This window comes from Bifidobacterium dentium JCM 1195 = DSM 20436, from assembly GCF_001042595.1.
GTDB lineage: Bacteria > Actinomycetota > Actinomycetes > Actinomycetales > Bifidobacteriaceae > Bifidobacterium > Bifidobacterium dentium.
The window spans coordinates 1,355,069-1,373,537 of record NZ_AP012326.1 but is presented as its reverse complement, the minus strand read 5'-3'; the positions used below and the strand labels follow the sequence as shown (position 1 = coordinate 1,373,537).

The following is an 18,469-nucleotide window of genomic DNA, read 5'->3' as shown; positions in this document are numbered from 1 at the left end:
ATAACCATGATTCATCCACATATCCACAGAATCCGTCGAGCCGGTGGCATGGGCGGACAGGTTCTGCCATGCTGGGCTGCACGGGTGGACGATGACGACCATTCGAGGACATATAGACCAAAGAAGGTGAACCATGACATCTCGAACGACACGACGTCGATGGGCGGGCCTGGCATGGCGACGCTCGCGGCGATGATCCTGCAGCCGGCGGCTCAGGCCACACCGCAATTGGCCGACCTGAAAGTCAAACAATCCATGAGCGTTCAGGCCGGCACGCAGGTGAGTCTTAAAGGCAAGACATTGACGGCCATACCGTTGGCTTCCTACACCGCGGCCAACGTGACCGACGGCAAGATGGTCGGATATGACCTGACCACCATACCCGCGTTGCGCGATGCCATCGCGTCGGCGGCCGAGGATATCGGCGCCACGCAGAAAGACCTGAACGTCAACGGCACACTCGATCCCATGGTCTGGGTCGTCAGGACCCTCACCGATGCGAACACTCATCCATGGGGCGGCCGACTGCGCGATTTCTGCGACAGCCTCGCCAAACAGGACGCGTTCAAGCAACAGCAAGGCACGAAGTTCACGCAACTCAATGCCGCCGGAGACGCCATTTCAACCGGAGCAGTGCTGACCCCGGGCATCTACGCCGTCGTGGACCGCACTCCAGCCACCGTTGAGCAGCAATCCGAGTCCGCGTCAATCATGATGATGAACGGTACCGGCGTCAGCGGCGCAGACCAACTGATTACGGCGGATGGCAGCACCGTCGAACTCGGACAGGTCATCTACAAGCTTTCCGAAGTGGAAACACCCGACAAGCGGGTCAAGGAGGGCGACGCATGGAAAGAGGGAACCACCGAAGCCATCGGTAAGAACCTAACCTACCGCATCACGCAGAAAATCCCGAATTGGACCGGATACGAACACTACTACCTCGCACTGAACGATACCTTCGGCAAGGGCATCGACTATGCGGGATTACAGTCCATCACCGTTGACGGCAAAAGCCTGCCGACCGACTTCTACCATGAGACCATAGCCTCGAATACGGTCAGTTGGCTGTTCGGCGACGCACAAGGCGACGTGCTCGTCTCCGACGCTTCCAAGCAAGCCCTGCCGGTCGGGGCGACAATCGTCGTCACCTACACCGCGCGACTCAACGGAGACGCCGCCATCGCGCCACAATGCAACCCCAATTCCATCAGCCTCGAATACTCGCACAACCCGAATTCGTGGAACGACCATAACGATGTGCCCGGCAACGAAGTCAACGTCTGCACAGGCGCCGTGAACCTGAAGAAAGTGGACTCCGACGGCAAAGACCTCAGCGGTGCCGAATTCACCATTGCCGAAGGTGCGAATGGAGGAGAGCCCCTGAAACTGATCCGCATCGACGACGGCACTTACCGTCTCGCCACGGACAAGGATGAGGCGAAACTGACCACCACGACGATCCTGGCCGGCAATGTAAGCATCAGAGGATTGAACGGCGAATACACCATCAGCGAAAAGAAGGCCCCGGAAGGTTTCTCATCACTGATGCTGCCAAGCGCCGTCATCAACGTACACGTCAACCAGCAACAGGGGACGTACGGCGTGGAAGTGAAATCCGACCCCAACAAGCTGATCAAACTTGACGGAACGCAAACCGTGACCGTCACCAACGTGCGATCGATAGTGCAAATGCCATTGACCGGTGCGGCCGGACTGACCGCAATCCTCCTACTGGCCGCGGCACTGCTATCCGGAGGCCTCGCATTGCTGCGCATCACACGAGAATCCGCCGACCGATAGACGGAATTCGCAATGATGGACAGGCGGACAGGCAAGGCACGGCACAGGCATGAACCACCCTTGCGGCTACGCATACGCTGGCTTGCGGGAACGGCAATGCTGCTGGCCACGGCCCTGCTCGTCAGCCTTCCGCTCACCCTGCGCACCATCGACGATATCGAACAAATGTTCGACACGCGTGCGTATGCGAGCGCCGTGAACGATACGGCGCTCGCAATCATCACGCAGACGAAAACCGACGCGCGCCGGTACAATGAACGGCTCGCCAGCGGCAATGACCTCGAGTCCGAAACGGCACGGCAAACCGAAACCATACCGGAATACGCCCAACAGCTCGTCATACCGCCCAGCGATATCATGTCCACGATCGCATACCCGAAGTTGGGCATCAATCTGCCGATTTGTCACGGTGCCGACGAGAACTCGCTTGCGGCCGGCGCAGGACACTGGCAAGGAACATCGCTGCCCATAGGCGGCAAAGGCACCCATGCCGTAATCACCGCACATAGGGGATTGGCCGACAAACTCATGTTCACCAAGCTCGACCAAGCCAGGAAAGGCGATGAATTCACCCTCACGACACTAGACGAAACGCTTACCTACCGAGTGGAATCCATACGCACCGTCACTCCTGACGACGTAAGCTGGGTCAAACCGGAAACCGGGCAAGACAAGGTCACACTGCTCACCTGCACGCCATACGGCATCAACACGCATAGACTGCTCGTCACCGGCACCCGCATACCCAACCACGATGAACGATCCCAAGACCCCGGATGCGCCATAGCCAACGTCCTTGCCTCGACGGGAGCGATACTTGCCATCATCTGGAGCGGCACCATCGCCATCATCCGCCATTACCGACGCATCTGGCGCAGACGCCCCCACGGATACAATGAGCATCATGATCGACGAAGTACTGTTCCTACGCCACGGAAGAACCGCCTACAACCTTGGCAGAAGACTGCAAGGCCAAATCGACATCCCCCTCGACATCGTCGGCCGATGGCAGGTGGACCAAAGCGCCTACGAACTTGCCCGCCGATACTACTGGGCGAAAATCACCAATCAGGCACAGCATCCCGAAACCCTGCAACAACCAACCGGACCGGACGCGCATCTCGCCGACCCGAACGAAATCACACAAGCGCCGGCATCGAAACGCCAGATGACCATCATCTCCTCCGACCTGTTCCGCGCACAACAGACCGCGCGCGCCTTCGCCAACCTGCTCGGCCTGCCCGTCGAATACGACTCCAGGCTACGCGAACGCAGTTTCGGCGAGTGGGAAGGCATGACCCGTGAGGAAATACGAGAAGCCAACGCCCCGGACTACGACTCATGGCGCTCACATACCGGCGGAGAACTCAACCATGGCGTGGAAAGCCGCACCCACACCGGACAACGAGGAAGCCGGGCGGTGCTCGACATTCTTGACCGACACCGCGAAAACATCGTGCCGACCACACTGCTTATCGTCGGCCACGGATCCTGGATCGTCGCCACCATCGAAACACTGCTCGGCATGGACCCCGACAGTCTCAACAACCTTGGCTCCATGCGCAACGCCTTCTGGTCACGCATGACGCCTGCCGGCGATGCGGAACGACCCCGATGGACACTTGACGAATTCAACCAAGGTCCGGCCATTGCAGCATTCACCGACTGGGAGAACGGACCCGACGACCTCAGAGAACCGAACATGCCGCAATGGAAACCGATCATGCAGTAAAGGGGCTCACGGACACACCCCGAGAAACCCCGATTCCACAGCCGGAACATGAACAGTCGGTTAACGTTTCACCTTGCGCATCGCAAATTCTGCGCATAGGACTATCCTTAATGAGGTTGTATGCCCGGTCACACGGTTTCCTGCCGCGGATCTCGGGCTACCGTACAGCGATAGAACGTCAGAAAGCGCGAAAGGCGGGTGAGAGACATGTTGAGAATGTTCAGAACGATTAACGGCCAGGTGGAACAGATTCAAAAACCTGAGAACGGCTCCTGGCTGTGCCTGTCCGAACCAACCGACGTGGAGCTCGCCAGCGTCGCCCAAGAAACCGGCATCGACCTGGCCGACCTGCGCGCCCCGCTGGATGACGAAGAGCGCTCGCGAGTCGATGTCGAGGATGATTACACGATGATCATCGTTGACATCCCGACCGTCGAGGAACGCGGCGGTCGTGACTGGTACGAGACCATCCCGTTGTCGATCATCATCACGCAGTCGATGATCATCACCGTCTGCATGCAGGACACCCCGGTGCTGCATCCGTTCATGGAAGGTACCATCCGCGGTTTCAACACGTACATGAAAACGCGTTTCATCCTGCAGATCCTCTACCGCAACGCCACCATGTATCTGCGTTACCTACGCATCATCGACCGCGAGAGCGACAAGCTCGAACTGAAACTGCGCCATTCCATGCAGAATCGTGAGATCCTCATGCTACTTGAACTGAGCAAGACCTTGGTCTACTTCACCACGTCACTCAAATCGAATGAAATCGTGATGGAGAAGCTAACGACCCTGCCCCGTATCAAGCAGTACCCGGAGGATGAGGATCTGCTCGACGACGTCATCACGGAAAACAAGCAGGCAATCGAGATGGCCAACATCTACAGCGGCGTTCTTGCGAACATGACCGACGCCTTCGCGTCGATCGTGTCGAACAACCTGAACAACGTGATGCGCATCTTCACCATCATCTCCATCACGCTGTCGATACCGACGTTGATCTTCTCCATGTACGGCATGAACTTCCAGCAAGGCATGTTGGGCATGCCGTTGTCCGACAAGCCGTGGGGCTTCGTGGTGATCATCCTGATCTCACTGGTGCTTTCGGGAATCGTCACTTGGTTCCTTACTCGTTCACGCATGTTCAAGTAGATTGTGCGTCACCGGCCGGTGGTCCCGCCGCCGGCGCATGATGGGTGTTCGGAGGGCGGTTACATGACGCACGGGATACGGAACATTGCGGCGATGCTGTGTGCCGCGTCGATTGTGGTTGGCGTGAGCGCATGCGGCACCTCCATCTCTGTGGTGACCAACGGCCAGGCGCAGGGGCCGACCATCACCATCGGCGTAGCCACCGATCAGCCGGGACTCGGCTTGCTGCACGGTAAGGATTATTCCGGGTTCGACATCACCGTAGCCCGATACGTCGCACAATACCTAGGATTTGCCGACAAGCAGGTCGTGTTCGCAAAGGTGATTCCCTCGACTCGCGTTTCGGCATTGACTTCGGGGGATGTCGATATGGTCGTGGATTCCTTCGCGACGAACACCGACCATGACGACGAAGTGACCTTTGCCGGACCGTATCTTACGGTACGTCGGGATTTGCTGATTCGTGCCGATGATAAGGATGGGATCCTGAGTGTCGATGATCTGGACGGCAAAACCGTATGCACGGCCAAGGGATCCATCTCCGGCTCCGATATGCGGAACCTGACCGACAAGATGACGGTCGAGGAACGTGACACCTATCCGCAGTGCGTCACGGCGCTGATGATAGGCGAAGCCGACGCCATCATCTCCGATGACGCCATTCTTACGGGACTTGCGGCCGACAGGGGAGGCGGCTACCTGAAGGTGGTCGGCGAACCGTTCGGCGAACAATCCTATGGCATCGCCGTCAGGAATGGTAAGAGCGAGCTGGTCGGACAGATTGACGCGGCACTCAAAGCCATGGTCGCGGACGGTTCATGGTCGAGTGCGGTGCAAGCCCTGAAGCAGGATATCGGATACACCGTCGACGTTTCGTCGAACCCGCCTACGGTGCGGCGGAAAAACTAATCTGCATGCCGCTTCTTGGATAATGATTATCGCCTTGCCAAGTGTCCAGTTGCGCGGCTAGTTTCATGCATTATGAATGACACCGAGAAAAGCGCACAGGCGCAGTCGAACGAATCCGCCGAGCCGTCGTTTCGCTACAATGCGAAGCTGGCTCAAGGCGTTGAGGAGAAATGGCAGAAGATCTGGGATGACGAGGGTACGTTCTGGGCGGCCAACGTCAATGGCGAGCTGAAGGATGGCAAGGGCCACAACGCGGAAGGCCGTCCATCCTACTTCGCCATGGACATGTTCCCATATCCATCGGGCAAGGGCCTGCACGTGGGCCACCCGCTGGGGTATCTCGCCACCGATGTGGTCAGCCGTTATCACCGCATGAAGGGTGAGAACGTGTTGCATGCCATGGGCTATGACGCCTTTGGCCTTCCCGCCGAGCAGTACGCCGTACAGACCGGCCAGCATCCACGCATCACCACCGAACAGAACATCGCCAACATGCGCCGCCAGTTGCATCGCATGGGTCTGAGCTTTGATAACCGTCGCTCCTTCGCCACCATCGATCCGGGTTATGTGCGTTGGACCCAGTGGATCTTCTCACGCATCTATGACGCTTGGTATGACGAGGAAGCCGTCAATCCGAGCGGTTCCAAAGGCTGCGCAAGACCGATCAGCGAGCTGGTCGAACAGTTCGAATCCGGTGCGCGCGCCATTCCGGGTTGTGAGGGCAGGTCCTGGGCCGACTTGAATGAAGCCGAACGGGCGGATGTGCTCAACGACTTCCGTCTGGCATACATCTCTAAGTCCCCGGTCAACTGGTGTCCGGGACTGGGTACCGTGCTCGCCAACGAGGAGGTCACCGCCGAAGGCAAGTCCGAACGAGGCAATTTCCCGGTGTTCCAGCGCGAGCTACGCCAATGGTCCATGCGCATTACCGCCTACGGTCACCGTCTGATCGAGGATCTCGACGGCATCGATTGGCCGGAAAAAGTCAAGCTGATGCAGCGTAACTGGATTGGCGAGTCCCATGGCGCCTCCGTGCATTTCACCGTCGAAACCCCGAACGGTATCAGGGACATGGAGATCTACACCACTCGTCCCGACACCCTGTTCGGCACCACATTCGCCGTCGTGTCTCCGGAGCACCACCTGCTCGCCGATGTCCCCGACGAGTGGCCTGCCGAAACCCCGGAGAACTGGAAGGGTGGCTATGCCACTCCGGTCGAAGCCGTGCAATCCTACCGTCTGGCCGCCGAAGCCAAGACCGCCAAGGACCGTGTCGACGAGGCGGGCGAAAAGACGGGTCTGTTCACTGGCCTGTATGCCATCAACCCGATTACCGGAGCCAAGCTGCCGCTGTTCACCGCCGATTACGTGCTCATGGATTATGGCACTGGTGCCATCATGGCTGTGCCGGGTGGCGATCAGCGTGACTATGATTTCGCCGTCAAGTTCGGTCTGCCGGTCATATATACCGTCAAGCCACTGCCGGAATCCGGCGATGACCTGGCCGACTACGAGGGCAAGGCTCCGTTCGTCTCCCACGACGGCATCGTGATCAACTCTTCCGTAGCGTCCACCAAGACCAAGGGCGATGCCCTGAGTCTCGACGGTCTGCGCGTCGACGAGGCCATTGACAAGGTCAATGCATGGCTTGAATCCGCAGGTGTCGGCAAGGGCACCGTCAGCTACCGTCTGCGCGATTGGCTCTTCAGCCGCCAGCGCTATTGGGGCGAGCCGTTCCCGATCGTCTACGGTGAGGACGGCACCCCGCATCTGCTGCCCGACGAACAGCTGCCGATCAACCTGCCGGATGTGCCGGACTACAGCCCGAAGACCTTCGACCCCGAAGATGCCGAATCCAACCCGGAAGCACCGTTGAGCCGCAATGAGGATTGGGTCAAGGTCGAGCTTGATCTGGGCGACGGCAAGAAGACCTACTACCGTGACACCAACACCATGCCGAACTGGGCCGGCTCCTGCTGGTATTACATGCGATACCTCGATCCGACCGACACCGAACACATGGTGGAGAAGGACGAATACGATTACTGGATGGGTCCGAACCATAACGAGACCACCGGCAAGGCCGGTGGCGTGGACCTGTACATCGGTGGCGTGGAGCATGCCGTACTGCATCTGCTGTATTCGCGTTTCTGGCACAAGGTGCTCTTCGACCTCGGCTTCGTCGACTCCGCCGAACCGTTCCATAAGCTGTTCAATCAGGGCATGATCCAGGCCTATGCCTACACCGACGACCGTGGCCAGTACGTGCCGGCCGCCGAAGTGGTGGAAGGTCCTGCCGATGCCAATGGCGAACCGACCTTCACCTGGAACGGCGAACACGCCAACCGCGAGTTCGGCAAGATGGGCAAGAGCCTGAAGAACATCATCACCCCGGATGACATGTACGAGAACTACGGCGCGGATACCTTCCGCCTATACGAGATGGGCATGGGACCGCTGGCCGAATCCCGTCCGTGGAACACCCGCAACGTGGTCGGCTCCATGCGTTTCCTGCAGCGTCTGTGGCGTAACGTCATCGACGAGACCACCGGTGAGGTTCGCGTCAGCGAGGGTGACCTCGACTCCAAGACCCTGAAACTCCTGAACAACACGATTGCCGACGTGACCGTGGAAATGGAGGCCATGCGCCCCAACACCGCCATCGCCAAGCTCATTGTGCTCAACAATCATCTGACTGGCCTTGATGATGTGCCGCGTGCCGCCATCGAACCGCTGATTCTGATGCTTTCACCGATTGCACCGCACATCTGCGAAGAACTGTGGAACAGGCTCGGCCATGACGAATCGCTGGCCCATGCCGACTGGCCTAAGGCCGATGAACGTTATGTCGGCCAGGACACCGTTACCGCAGTGGTGCAGATCAAAGGCAAGGTGCGTGCCAAACTCGAGGTCACTCCGGATATCGATCCGAAGGAGCTTGAGCAGATGGCCCTCGAAGCGGTCGCCGACCGTCTTGGCGGCAAGGAGCCACGCAAGGTGATCGTCAAAGCGCCGAAGATCGTTTCGATCGTCCCCGCGGAATGACGACCGAAGGCCTTCGAAAGGACTGAATCGTTCTCCCGCTTGGCGACACGCCGAGCCTGTGGATAACTGACGTCCTTCGACCACAAGGGCCGTTTCGACTGGACAAACGCCCATGATTCCATCAGCGTGGAGTCATGGGCGTTTTCGTTATCAGAAAGAAGCATATGGGCGCAGCCGCACCGATGACGCGGCTGCAACGGTTGAATGCTCCCGAAACAACGTCAAGGCCTGAGCCTCATCCGTCTGCGTACTGTCCTCAACCCGCACGATCGTACGCCCGGGCATCATCGCAAGTGCGGCGTGCCGTTGCAGCCAAACCATCACTGGCCGATTTGGCGGGTGTCCAGCCATCAGACTCCGAAGAGCCGCTCAATCGCAGCCGAAGAGATAAGCCACGCATCATATTTCAGCCGATTCATGCGGTCATTGCGATGCTGACCCTGACCTGCGCGTTATGCGCAAGCCTGACCATGCTTATCCAACAGGCGACCCACTATGCACAACTGCAATCCACGCAACCCACGGTACGGCAAACCGCACATCCTTCATCCGGCACATCGCCGTCGACATCCGCCTCATCCGCACAGCCGGATACGGCACGATCCGAATCGACCGATGCCGATCCCACTTCCGACCTTCTTGACCTCAATACCGCAGGCTTGGAGGAACTGCAGACGCTGGAGGGAATCGGTCCGGTTACCGCGCAACGCATACTTGATTACCGCATGCAGTTCGGTCGTTTCGACAATGTGGATCAGCTGATGGAGGTCAAAGGCATCGGAAGCAAGACGTTGGCCAAATTCCGTGATCAGGTATGCGTGCGATGAACGGGAAAGGTCGGTGGTCCGAACGTGAGCGAGGCAGCAGGGACTGGCGCCTGTTGCCCGTGACAGTGCTGGGTTGGTCGGCGAGTCTCCTCACGCATGCTGTGTTCTCAATGATGACGGCGAACGGAACACACGCAGGCCCGGCACTAATCGCCATCATATTGCTGATGGCTGTGGTGGCCGGTGTGGGATTGGCGTCGTTGAGACTGCGCGGCCCGAACGCCGCCAAGCTGATGGCTTGGCACAGTGGTGCCATGGTATGCATCGCCGCCGTGCTGGCATGCTCCTGCACCGCACTGACCTATGATCTTGTGCAGTGGAATGACGTGTCCTCGTCGCTGGCGAGGAAGGGAACAACGCCGGTTACGGTGCGGCTGCATGTCGTTTCGCCGACGGTTGCCTCGAACAGGCGCGCCAATGACTGCCAAGCGGATGCCGTATTGCAAACCGTGACCGAAGGCCAGCTCGTTCGGGCATCGGTCAGTCGTATACGGGTATACGCCGATCAGCCCGACTGCGCCATGTTGCGGCAGGACGGCACATACCAGTTGGACGGCATGCTGATGCCATCCGACTATGGCAGCATGCCGATATGGCTGACCGATGTGGACGACATTCGGATGATTCGCGCGCCGAATGCCGTCTTCCGTCTTGTCGATGTGATGCAACGTTCCTTTTTCATACAGACCGGCAGGCTTTCGGATCAGGGCAAGGTGCTGGTTCCCGGGCTGACATTGGGCATTCTCGGACAGGATTACGTGCCGACGGAAGACTCGACCGATGGATCCGGCATCGATGCCACCTATGCCGGCCGATTGGAGGATGATTTCCGGAAATCGGGAATTCTGCATCTGATGGCGGTCAGCGGCGGCCATCTTGCCGTGGTCGCCACGCTGGTCCGTACGATTTGCGCGTTTTTCGTAATACCACGAAGAATTACGGCAATACTGACCGGTCTTTCCTACATTGCATTGTCCTGTTGCATGTTTCCTTCGGATTCCGTCTTCCGTGCGTTACTGATGGGACTGGCCGGCGCGACCTGTCTGTTTGTAGGACGGCGTGGGCAGGCGCTAAGTACCTTATGCTGGACCGCTATGGGCGTGTTGCTTATCCAGCCGTACATGTCATATAGCTTCGGGTTTGCACTTTCGTGTGCCGCGGTGCTGGGCATAGTGCTGTTCGCGGACCGTATGACCGATTGGCTGAAAGCGATGTTGCCGCTATTCGTGGCACAGGCTGCAGGCATGACCATCGCCGCACAACTGTTCACCTTGCCGTTACAGGTGCTGATCGAACCGGAGCTGCCGGTATTTTCGATTCTGGCGAATCTTGTGGTCTCACCTGTCGTCGGTTTTTCCACGTTGGCTGGACTGGCGTCATTGGCCTTGTCTTGGATACTGCCCGATATCGGGTTCGTGCTGGCGTGGCTATCCGGTTGCGGCACCGCAATCATGGAGATCGTATCGTTGCATTTGGGATCGGGCAATCACGCCACCATCCCATGGGCCGGCGGCATACCAGGCGCGATGTTGGTTCTGGCTGTCGAGTCGGTCTGCGCTTGTTCGGTATGGTTGATGCGTCGCATCGCAAGACGCGCGGGAACGCCGGAACAGGGCATGCCCGGTCGTCGTATGCTGAGCAATCCCATGGATCGATTGCGCCTGTGGGGTACGCTCACGTTCGCCGCGTTGAAAAACATGCATTGGGATGCCGGCTGATGATGGCACGCTTGTCCACCGATGCGGCGAGATTGAATACTATGCCGAAAACATCCGCAACGAATACGCCATTTCACATCGTCTTTGGCGGGGATTCGTATCTGAATGAACAGACGGTGCGCGATCAGTGTGTTGCCGCGCAACGCAAGTATCCTGATGCGGAACTGATCGAATTGGATGCAATGGGCGCGGATCATTATGCTTTCGACGAAGCGGTGAGTCCTTCGTTGCTCAGCGATCGGGCGATCGTGAAAATCGTCAACCTGCAAGGCACCGACGAAAAGCTTGGTGATGCCATGGTCGAATATTGCAGGCAGGCATGCAAGGATCCCACGGACTGCAGCATTGTCATCTGCCAGCATGAAGGCGGAGTCAAAGGCAAACGACTGGTGGATCAGCTCACGAAGGCCGGAGCCGACAAACAAGTCGTGCCCGATCTGAAAAAGGCCGACGCCAAGCTCAACTTCGTCATGCAATGCTTCGATCGTAGAAACCGTCGTGTGGACCCGATGGCAGCACAGCAGCTCGTGGCCGTACTCGGCGAGAAAACCGGTGAGCTTGCTGCGATGGTCGCCCAGCTGTGTTTTGATTTCGACGACGATCCAATGGGATTGAATCGTGTGAACCAGTATCTTGATTCCAACCCGCAGGTCACTGGTTTTGTCGTAGCCGATCAGGCCATGGCCGGTCGTTCCGCCGATGCCATCATCGCCATGCGATCAGCGGTGGAGCAGGGCATCGATCCGATTGCGCTGATCGGAGCCCTTGCCATGAAGCTGCGTACGCTCGCCAAAGCGTCGGCTGTGCGTGCCGGTACCATTTCTCAAGCAGAGGCGAAAACGAACCCGTGGGCACTCAAGAATGCCACACGGCAACTTCCCGGATGGACTTCGGCAGGTCTGGGCCGATGCATCCAGATGCTTGCATGGGCGGACGAGCAAAGCAAAACCAGTGGAGGAGACCCGGTCTATGCGCTGGAACGCTCCATCGAACTCATTAGTCAAAAAGGACGGATCAACAGGTCATGAACAGTAACGGCATCACTATGATGGTCGAGACCGGCGACGATATGCGCGCAATCGGCGAACGATTGTCAAAACTGACCCACGGAGGGGATGTGGTGCTGCTTTCCGGGCCGCTTGGTGCCGGCAAAACCACATTCGCGCAAGGTTTCGGCGCGGGGCTCGGCATCACGGAGCCCATCGTGTCTCCGACATTCACCATTGCACGCGAGCTTGAGGGACGCTTCTCCGATGGGTCTTCTGCACATCTGGTGCACGTTGACGCCTATCGTCTTGGAGGCAATGCCTACGCTCCCGGACAGGATGCCGTGGGCCGGCTGCTGGATGAGCTCGAATCTCTGGGACTGGATGAGGAGTTGGAGGATCCAAGCGATAATACGGTAATTCTTATGGAGTGGGGCGAGCAGATGGCTGCGGCCCTTGCGCCGGAACGGTTGGAAATCCATATCGACAGACCGATCGATGTCGACACGGCGGGGGATGACAGGGAACTGACCGGCGATGGCGTGCGCATCATCACCATGATTCCGATCGGCGCGGCCTGGAGTGGCTTCGATTTCGCAAACGGATCCCGCTGATCGTTGTTTTGGCCGCTTCTAGCGTCGGTTGTACAGTATCTAGAGGTTTGGCACAAGGAGTTCTTGAAAATGCAGACACTGGTGATTGACACCTCGTACGGTTCCACGGTCGGCGTGGTCGGGCATGAGCCCATAGTGGAGACCGATTCACGTACGCATGTCGAGAAACTGCAGGTGAACATCGCCCATGCCGTCGAACAGGCGGGACTCAGACCCACGGATATCGAGCGCATCGTGGTAGGCATTGGCCCGGCGCCGTTCACGGGACTCCGAGCGGGCATCGTAGCAGCCAAGGCGCTGGCATTCGCCACCGGAGCCGAACTGGTGGGACAGGATGCGCTTTCACCGCAAACGCAACTGGTCGATGAATACGCCAGTGATGACGCGTGCCATCTGACGCTTGCAATCAACGATGCCCGTCGTCGGCAACTGTACTTCATGCTGATGGATTCGGCACGGGGGAGCGCCATGCCCCGAACATTGGTCGGCATGGACATCGACTATCCGCAATCCATCGTGCGACGGGTCGATGCCGCGGTTGAACTGCTACGAGCGGATCGTCCGAACGTACGGTATGTGGTCGACGTTGTAGGCCATGGCGCTTCGAAATACGCTATGACATGGGATTCGCTGGCTGCGCTCGGCTCCGTGTCCGACGATACGCTGCTTGATAAAGGAGCCTACGGATTGGAACGGTTCGCCTCATTCGCCACATCCGACGAGTCGCTGGCCCGTCCCGTTCCCGTTGAACCGCTGTATCTTCGACGTCCTGACGTATCCGTACCGAATCCGCTCAAGCATGTGCTCAACCATGCCGGTGCCGATAAAACGGAGTGATGCAGCGAATATGATTGTCGATCATACGCAGGTTGAACAAGATGCGGCCATCAGACAGATCGTCGCACTGGAGGCTGATCTGTTCGGTCACGGCGCCTGGAGCGAACATTCGGTCCGGCAGGAACTCAATGCGCCGGCACGTACTTACCTGTTGGATATTGAACCGTCAGATGACGATGGGATTCCGATCGTTCGCGGCTATGCCGGCTTCTGGTATGACGGTGATGATGCGGAGATCATGACCATCGGCGTCGGCAGGTCGTTTCAGCGCAGGGGAATTGCGGCGATGCTCCTGCAATCCTTGATCGAATCGGCCAAACGGCAGGGCGCGAAACGCATGCTCTTGGAGGTGCGCGTCGACAATGTGCCGGCATTGGGATTATATGAACGTTTCGGTTTCATCAGGATGGGTCTGCGCAAACGGTATTACCAGCCCGAAGGAATCGATGCCTACACCATGAGCCTCGATCTTGAGCCACGAACCATCGGCTTCCAACCACAGAACTAACGGAGTGTCCAACCAATGAGCGAACCAATCGTACTCGGTATCGAATCCACTTGCGATGAAACCGCTGCGGCCGTAGTGCAGGGCAGAACGCTGATTTCCAACGTCGTGGCCTCATCCATGGACGACCATGCGCGCTACGGCGGTGTGATTCCGGAAATCGCCTCACGGGCGCATGCCGAAGCTTTCGTACCATGCGTGTCGAAGGCTCTGGCCGACGCCGATATGACGCTGTCCGACATCGACGCCATCGCCGTATCCGCGGGCCCTGGTCTTGCCGGTTGCCTCGCCGTCGGCGTTTCCGGGGCGAAAGCGCTGGCTTGGGCCGCGAACAAGCCGATCTATGGCATCAATCATGTCATTGGGCATATCGCCGTCACCCAACTGCAGTTCGGCCCGTTTCCCAAGGACACGCTTGCGCTGATCGTGTCCGGCGGCCACACTTCGCTGCTGCACGTTGAAGATGTGGCCCGGCACATCGATGTGGTCGGTACCACCCTTGACGATGCCGCCGGCGAATGCTTCGACAAAGTGGCACGACTGCTCGGTTTCCCCTATCCGGGAGGCCCGCATATCGACCGTCACGCCCAGTCGGGCGACCCACATGCCATCAAGGTGCCGCAGGGACTCACCCAAGGCAAAGCCGGAAGGCAACACCCATACGACTTCAGTTTCTCCGGGGTCAAGACCGCCGTCGCACGTTGGATTGAACAGCGTCAGACCGCAGGTCTTGAGATTCCCGTCGACGACGTGTGCGCTTCGCTGGCCGACTCCGTTGCCACCGTGCTTGCCGAAAAAGCCATGCGAGGCTGTGAACAGTATGATTCCGGCACACTGATTGTCGGCGGTGGTTTTTCCGCGAACTCCCAGTTGCGTGCCAAACTGTTGGAAGTCGGCAAGGAACGGGGGGTCGAGGTTCGTGTTCCCCGTATCAAACTATGTACCGACAACGGTGCGATGGTGGCCATGTTGGGTGTCAATCTGGTCGAAGCGGGAGTCAAGCCGTCCGCTCCGGATTTTCCGATCGACTCCGCCATGCCTTTAACCAGAATTTCCATGTGACACGCTGAGGTTTTGCAGTAGCACCATTCCGGAGTATCATCTTCATCTTGTGCACAGCGCATTCCTGCGTAGCTCAGTTGGCAGAGCATCCGACTGTTAATCGGACGGTCACTGGTTCAAGCCCAGTCGCAGGAGCCATAGGAAAGCCCTCGAAATACTGAGGGCTTTTGTCATTCCAGTGAATCCAATACCTCATCGATAAGCGTACGCTCACGCCCTTCGCCTTCACGAAGGCGGGGGAAACGACGCAATGCGTTCGCGGGGCTGGCGCCCGCCGCGCGCGCCACGTTCGATTTGGATTCCCCGTGGGCAATCGCCGTTTCAGCCAAGCGGTCCACCAGTGAATCCGCCACCTGGCGGATGCGTTCGGCGACCCATAGCTGTGATAGTTCAGGGGAGAGCGAATAATCGTCCTGCAATTCGCTCGAGGCTTCCTGCACGGCGGCCCATAGCACCATGAACGGTTTGCGATAGTAGGCGATCCGTTCATCGGCCGGTTCATCTTCCAGCTGCCGTAGGGCCTTACGTTGCGTGGTATTGTCGCTCATGCCTTCCATCGTAGGTTGCGACACGCCCGGAGCCTGTGGATAACCACCGTCCTCCGACCACAACCTCCGTTTCGACTTGACGGGGAAGATAAAGGGTCCTCATGCTGGCAGAAAACGGCAAAGGAGCCATGGTGAACGAACGGGAATACCAGCGTAGAATCCGACGATACCGATACCAATGCGACACTGATCGCAACGATTGCGAGCGGCAAGGCAGACGGGCGATCATCTCCTGCCTGATCACCACGATCGCGGCGCTGATCATCTGCTGCATGATGGTACGGCCATCGCAGGCTTCGACATCGAACACGACATCATATTCGAGCGGCGAGTGCAGCGCACTCATGCGTTGGCCCGTGTCGGACGCCAGCATAATGAAGCGATACCAAGCACCTGAAAAACAATGGCTCTCAGGGCATCGGGGAATCGATCTCAACGTGGAGGAAGGCGAAGAACTCCTTGCGCCAGCGGACGGCATGATTGCCTTTGCGGGAAGCGTGGCAGGCAAATCAGTGGTCACCATACGTCACGGTACGCTGCACGGGGAGCTGACTTCCACCTTCGAGCCGGCCACCACCGATCTCCCCGTCGGAACAATGGTCAAAGGCGGGCGTATCTTTGCGCACGTCGAAGGTTCTTCCGACCATTGCGCGGATGTCTGCCTGCACTGGGGGCTCAAGGGTGCGGATCACGGTTATACCGATCCGGAGGGGAAAGTTAGGGCAGTGACGATCGCGCTGAAACCAGATGGGTGACACCGGTGAAGAAGCCGAAGGAGTGTGGCGAATTCCGAGTAATATGATCGGCTCGACTATGATGCATATTTGTAGGTTCATGCATTGAGGAGAATAGCGTCATGTATAAGGAATACACGCGTCCTTTGGAACAGTCGATCGATGCCGACAAGAACGTCTTTTCGGTTCTCGAGGAGCGTGTAAGGCGCGCGCCGAACGATTCTCTGATCGAATATAAGAACGAGGCAGGGGAGTGGTCGTCCTTCAGCGCGGCCGAATTCCAAGCCAAGGTCATAGCCATTGCAAAAGGCCTGATCGCACGCGGCATCATGCCAGGCGACTCGGTATCCATCACTGCGCATACCTGCTGGCAATGGACGGCGCTCGATTTGGCCATCATGTCCATTGGCGCGCTTACCGTGCCCGTATATGAGACGAATTCACCGGCACAGGTCACGATGATTTTCAACGATTCGAAGGTCAAGATGGCCTTTGCCGAAGATGACGGCCAGCGGGACAAAATCGAATCGGTTCGTGCGCAATGTCCTGATCTGGGCGACGTCTATGTGATTCGGTTCGGTGCGATCGATACCATCATCGAATACGGCCGCTCCGTATCCGATGCGGAATTCTATGAACGCGAACATGCCGTCAAAGGTTCCGACCTAGCGACCATCGTATATACTTCCGGCTCCACGGGAACGCCCAAAGGCATCGAGCTCTCCCACGCGAACTTCGTGTTCATCACCTATTCCGGTGTCAATTCCATGCCTGACATCGCCATGAAGCCAAATCGTCGACTGCTGCTGTTCCTGCCGTTGGCCCACGTGTTCGCTCGCTATATGCAGTTCTTCTGCTTCGCCGGCAATGTTTCACTGGGCTTGTCTGGCAATCTCAAAACCATCTTGGCCGATTTCCAGGCATTCAAACCGACATTCATCCTAGCCGTGCCACGGATCTTCGAAAAAATCTACAATGCGGCCTCGCAAAAGGCCGGTTCCGGCCTTAAGGGCCGTGTATTCGCAGGCGCCACTCAAGTGGCGCGCGACTGGTCCTACGCCCAGCAGTCAGGCGAGGGCATTCCGTTGGCGCTTGGTATGAAGCATGCGCTGTACGACAAGCTTGTCTATTCGTCGATCATGGATGTGTTCGGTGGACATGTGGAATACGCAGTTTCCGGCGGCGCGCCGCTCGACTCCTCCATCGCGCACTTCTTCAATGGCGTGGGACTGCCTTTGCTCGAAGGATACGGCATGACCGAAACCTGCGCTCCCTCCAGCGTGAATCCAACGGTCGGCTATAAGATCGGCACCATCGGTCTGCCATTGCAAGGCGTGACCATGGGCGTCGACGAGACGGGCGAACTCTGTATCAAGAGCCCGGCCGTATGCGTGGGATACCATAACCATCCGGACGTTACCGAGCAGCAGATCGTCGATGGGTGGCTGCACACCGGTGACCTCGGATCCATCGACGATGACGGGTTCGTGTCCATTGTCGGACGCAAAAAGGATCTCATCATCACCGCAGGTGGCAAGAACGTCTCCCCAAGCGAGATGGAAGCTTCCATCATGACTTCTCCAGTGGTGAGTCAGTGTGTGGTGATAGGTGACCGTAAGCCGTTCATTGCATCCATTATCTCCCTTGACCTGGCGGAGACGAATCTGTGGCTTGAATCGCAAGGCGCTGAACGTGTGGAGAATCTTGAGGAGGCCACGAAGAACCCGATCGTGCGGGCTGAGGTGGAACGTGCCGTCAATAAAGCCAACGAACTGGTATCTCGTGCCGAATCCATCCGAAAGTTCGAGATTGTGCCCGATGAGTTCACCGAGGGGAACGGCTTGGTCACACCGAGCATGAAGGCACGTCGTCAAGCAGTCGTCGAACACTATAGATCGCTGATTGACACCGTGATCTACGTGCCGAAAAAGTAGGCTCCTATCATCCGTAAGTGGCGCAAGGGCCCGCACCGCAATCTCCGGTGCGGGCCC

General features: G+C 58.1%; 15 protein-coding genes, 1 tRNA gene and 1 pseudogene. 16 read left to right on the top strand and 1 reads right to left on the bottom strand.

Annotated features, from left to right (window positions below):
• Positions 1-6 precede the first annotated feature (6 nt).
• The 14 genes and pseudogenes from BBDE_RS05960 (at position 7) to BBDE_RS05890 (ending at position 15,334) form a co-directional block, all read left to right on the top strand.
• Positions 7-1,803, top strand: coding sequence for an isopeptide-forming domain-containing fimbrial protein (locus tag BBDE_RS05960; RefSeq protein WP_228369671.1), 1,797 nt, complete (start codon positions 7-9; stop codon positions 1,801-1,803).
• A 12-nt stretch (positions 1,804-1,815) separates the two neighbouring features.
• Positions 1,816-2,496: pseudogene (locus BBDE_RS11570) on the top strand (class C sortase); the annotation flags it as partial.
• A 211-nt stretch (positions 2,497-2,707) separates the two neighbouring features.
• Positions 2,708-3,535 carry a histidine phosphatase family protein gene (locus tag BBDE_RS11565; RefSeq protein ID WP_003840020.1) on the top strand — a complete coding sequence of 276 codons (828 nt, stop codon included), beginning with the start codon at positions 2,708-2,710 and terminating at the stop codon, positions 3,533-3,535.
• 207 nt (positions 3,536-3,742) lie between these two features.
• The gene (locus BBDE_RS05940; RefSeq protein WP_003840021.1) at positions 3,743-4,693 is read left to right on the top strand and encodes a magnesium transporter CorA family protein; all 951 of its coding nucleotides are present in this window, start codon (positions 3,743-3,745) and stop codon (positions 4,691-4,693) included.
• 63 nt (positions 4,694-4,756) lie between these two features.
• On the top strand, positions 4,757-5,602 hold the full coding sequence (locus BBDE_RS05935) for a transporter substrate-binding domain-containing protein (RefSeq protein WP_003840022.1): 846 nt from the start codon (positions 4,757-4,759) through the stop codon (positions 5,600-5,602).
• A gap of 72 nt (positions 5,603-5,674) precedes the next feature.
• Positions 5,675-8,647: a leucine--tRNA ligase gene (leuS, locus tag BBDE_RS05930; protein ID WP_003840024.1), complete on the top strand. Its 2,973-nt coding sequence runs from the start codon at positions 5,675-5,677 to the stop codon at positions 8,645-8,647.
• A gap of 431 nt (positions 8,648-9,078) precedes the next feature.
• A complete protein-coding gene (locus BBDE_RS05925) occupies positions 9,079-9,474 on the top strand; it encodes a ComEA family DNA-binding protein (RefSeq protein ID WP_003840027.1) in 396 nt (131 codons plus the stop codon).
• 110 nt (positions 9,475-9,584) lie between these two features.
• The gene (locus tag BBDE_RS05920; RefSeq protein WP_228369670.1) at positions 9,585-11,192 is read left to right on the top strand and encodes a ComEC/Rec2 family competence protein; all 1,608 of its coding nucleotides are present in this window, start codon (positions 9,585-9,587) and stop codon (positions 11,190-11,192) included.
• Positions 11,193-11,233: 41 nt separating this feature from the next.
• Positions 11,234-12,220, top strand: coding sequence for a DNA polymerase III subunit delta (holA, locus tag BBDE_RS05915; RefSeq protein WP_167555763.1), 987 nt, complete (start codon positions 11,234-11,236; stop codon positions 12,218-12,220).
• The gene (tsaE, locus tag BBDE_RS05910) at positions 12,217-12,792 is read left to right on the top strand and encodes a tRNA (adenosine(37)-N6)-threonylcarbamoyltransferase complex ATPase subunit type 1 TsaE (protein ID WP_003840030.1); all 576 of its coding nucleotides are present in this window, start codon (positions 12,217-12,219) and stop codon (positions 12,790-12,792) included. The genes holA and tsaE overlap by 4 nt, the downstream gene beginning before the upstream one ends.
• Before the next feature lie 69 nt (positions 12,793-12,861).
• Positions 12,862-13,629, top strand: a complete 768-nt coding sequence (gene tsaB / locus BBDE_RS05905; RefSeq protein ID WP_012902180.1) for a tRNA (adenosine(37)-N6)-threonylcarbamoyltransferase complex dimerization subunit type 1 TsaB — start codon at positions 12,862-12,864, stop codon at positions 13,627-13,629.
• A 10-nt stretch (positions 13,630-13,639) separates the two neighbouring features.
• Entirely contained in the window at positions 13,640-14,137 is a 498-nt protein-coding gene (rimI, locus tag BBDE_RS05900; protein ID WP_003840032.1) for a ribosomal protein S18-alanine N-acetyltransferase, read from the top strand.
• A gap of 15 nt (positions 14,138-14,152) precedes the next feature.
• Positions 14,153-15,196 (top strand): tRNA (adenosine(37)-N6)-threonylcarbamoyltransferase complex transferase subunit TsaD, encoded by a 1,044-nt coding sequence (gene tsaD, locus BBDE_RS05895; RefSeq protein WP_003840033.1) that lies wholly within the window; start codon positions 14,153-14,155, stop codon positions 15,194-15,196.
• Between the two features lie 62 nt (positions 15,197-15,258).
• Positions 15,259-15,334, top strand: a tRNA-Asn gene (locus BBDE_RS05890).
• A gap of 32 nt (positions 15,335-15,366) precedes the next feature.
• On the opposite strand, the gene BBDE_RS05885 is transcribed toward BBDE_RS05890, so the two are convergent.
• The gene (locus BBDE_RS05885) at positions 15,367-15,744 is read right to left on the bottom strand and encodes a transcriptional regulator (protein ID WP_171843645.1); all 378 of its coding nucleotides are present in this window, start codon (positions 15,742-15,744) and stop codon (positions 15,367-15,369) included.
• A gap of 101 nt (positions 15,745-15,845) precedes the next feature.
• On the opposite strand from BBDE_RS05885, the gene BBDE_RS05880 reads away from it, so the two are divergent.
• Together BBDE_RS05880 and BBDE_RS05875 are read left to right on the top strand one after the other, a co-directional pair.
• Positions 15,846-16,499, top strand: a complete 654-nt coding sequence (locus BBDE_RS05880; RefSeq protein ID WP_003840035.1) for a M23 family metallopeptidase — start codon at positions 15,846-15,848, stop codon at positions 16,497-16,499.
• Between the two features lie 101 nt (positions 16,500-16,600).
• The gene (locus BBDE_RS05875; protein WP_003840036.1) at positions 16,601-18,412 is read left to right on the top strand and encodes an AMP-dependent synthetase/ligase; all 1,812 of its coding nucleotides are present in this window, start codon (positions 16,601-16,603) and stop codon (positions 18,410-18,412) included.
• The last annotated feature ends 57 nt before the right edge of the window (positions 18,413-18,469 follow it).

Excerpts from the sequence above, each read along its gene's own strand:
- tsaD (WP_003840033.1), top strand. The coding sequence starts at position 14,153 with ATGAGCGAACCAATCGTACTCGGTATCGAATCCACTTGCGATGAAACC.
- leuS (WP_003840024.1), top strand. The coding sequence starts at position 5,675 with ATGAATGACACCGAGAAAAGCGCACAGGCGCAGTCGAACGAATCCGCC.
- BBDE_RS05920 (WP_228369670.1), top strand. The coding sequence starts at position 9,585 with ATGATGACGGCGAACGGAACACACGCAGGCCCGGCACTAATCGCCATC.
- holA (WP_167555763.1), top strand. The coding sequence starts at position 11,234 with ATGCCGAAAACATCCGCAACGAATACGCCATTTCACATCGTCTTTGGC.
- BBDE_RS05960 (WP_228369671.1), top strand. The coding sequence starts at position 7 with ATGATTCATCCACATATCCACAGAATCCGTCGAGCCGGTGGCATGGGC.
- tsaE (WP_003840030.1), top strand. The coding sequence starts at position 12,217 with ATGAACAGTAACGGCATCACTATGATGGTCGAGACCGGCGACGATATG.
- BBDE_RS11565 (WP_003840020.1), top strand. The coding sequence starts at position 2,708 with ATGATCGACGAAGTACTGTTCCTACGCCACGGAAGAACCGCCTACAAC.
- BBDE_RS05935 (WP_003840022.1), top strand. The coding sequence starts at position 4,757 with ATGACGCACGGGATACGGAACATTGCGGCGATGCTGTGTGCCGCGTCG.
- BBDE_RS05875 (WP_003840036.1), top strand. The coding sequence starts at position 16,601 with ATGTATAAGGAATACACGCGTCCTTTGGAACAGTCGATCGATGCCGAC.
- BBDE_RS05925 (WP_003840027.1), top strand. The coding sequence starts at position 9,079 with ATGCTGACCCTGACCTGCGCGTTATGCGCAAGCCTGACCATGCTTATC.
- BBDE_RS05885 (WP_171843645.1), bottom strand. The coding sequence starts at position 15,744 with ATGAGCGACAATACCACGCAACGTAAGGCCCTACGGCAGCTGGAAGAT.
- BBDE_RS05940 (WP_003840021.1), top strand. The coding sequence starts at position 3,743 with ATGTTGAGAATGTTCAGAACGATTAACGGCCAGGTGGAACAGATTCAA.
- BBDE_RS05880 (WP_003840035.1), top strand. The coding sequence starts at position 15,846 with ATGCTGGCAGAAAACGGCAAAGGAGCCATGGTGAACGAACGGGAATAC.
- rimI (WP_003840032.1), top strand. The coding sequence starts at position 13,640 with ATGATTGTCGATCATACGCAGGTTGAACAAGATGCGGCCATCAGACAG.
- tsaB (WP_012902180.1), top strand. The coding sequence starts at position 12,862 with ATGCAGACACTGGTGATTGACACCTCGTACGGTTCCACGGTCGGCGTG.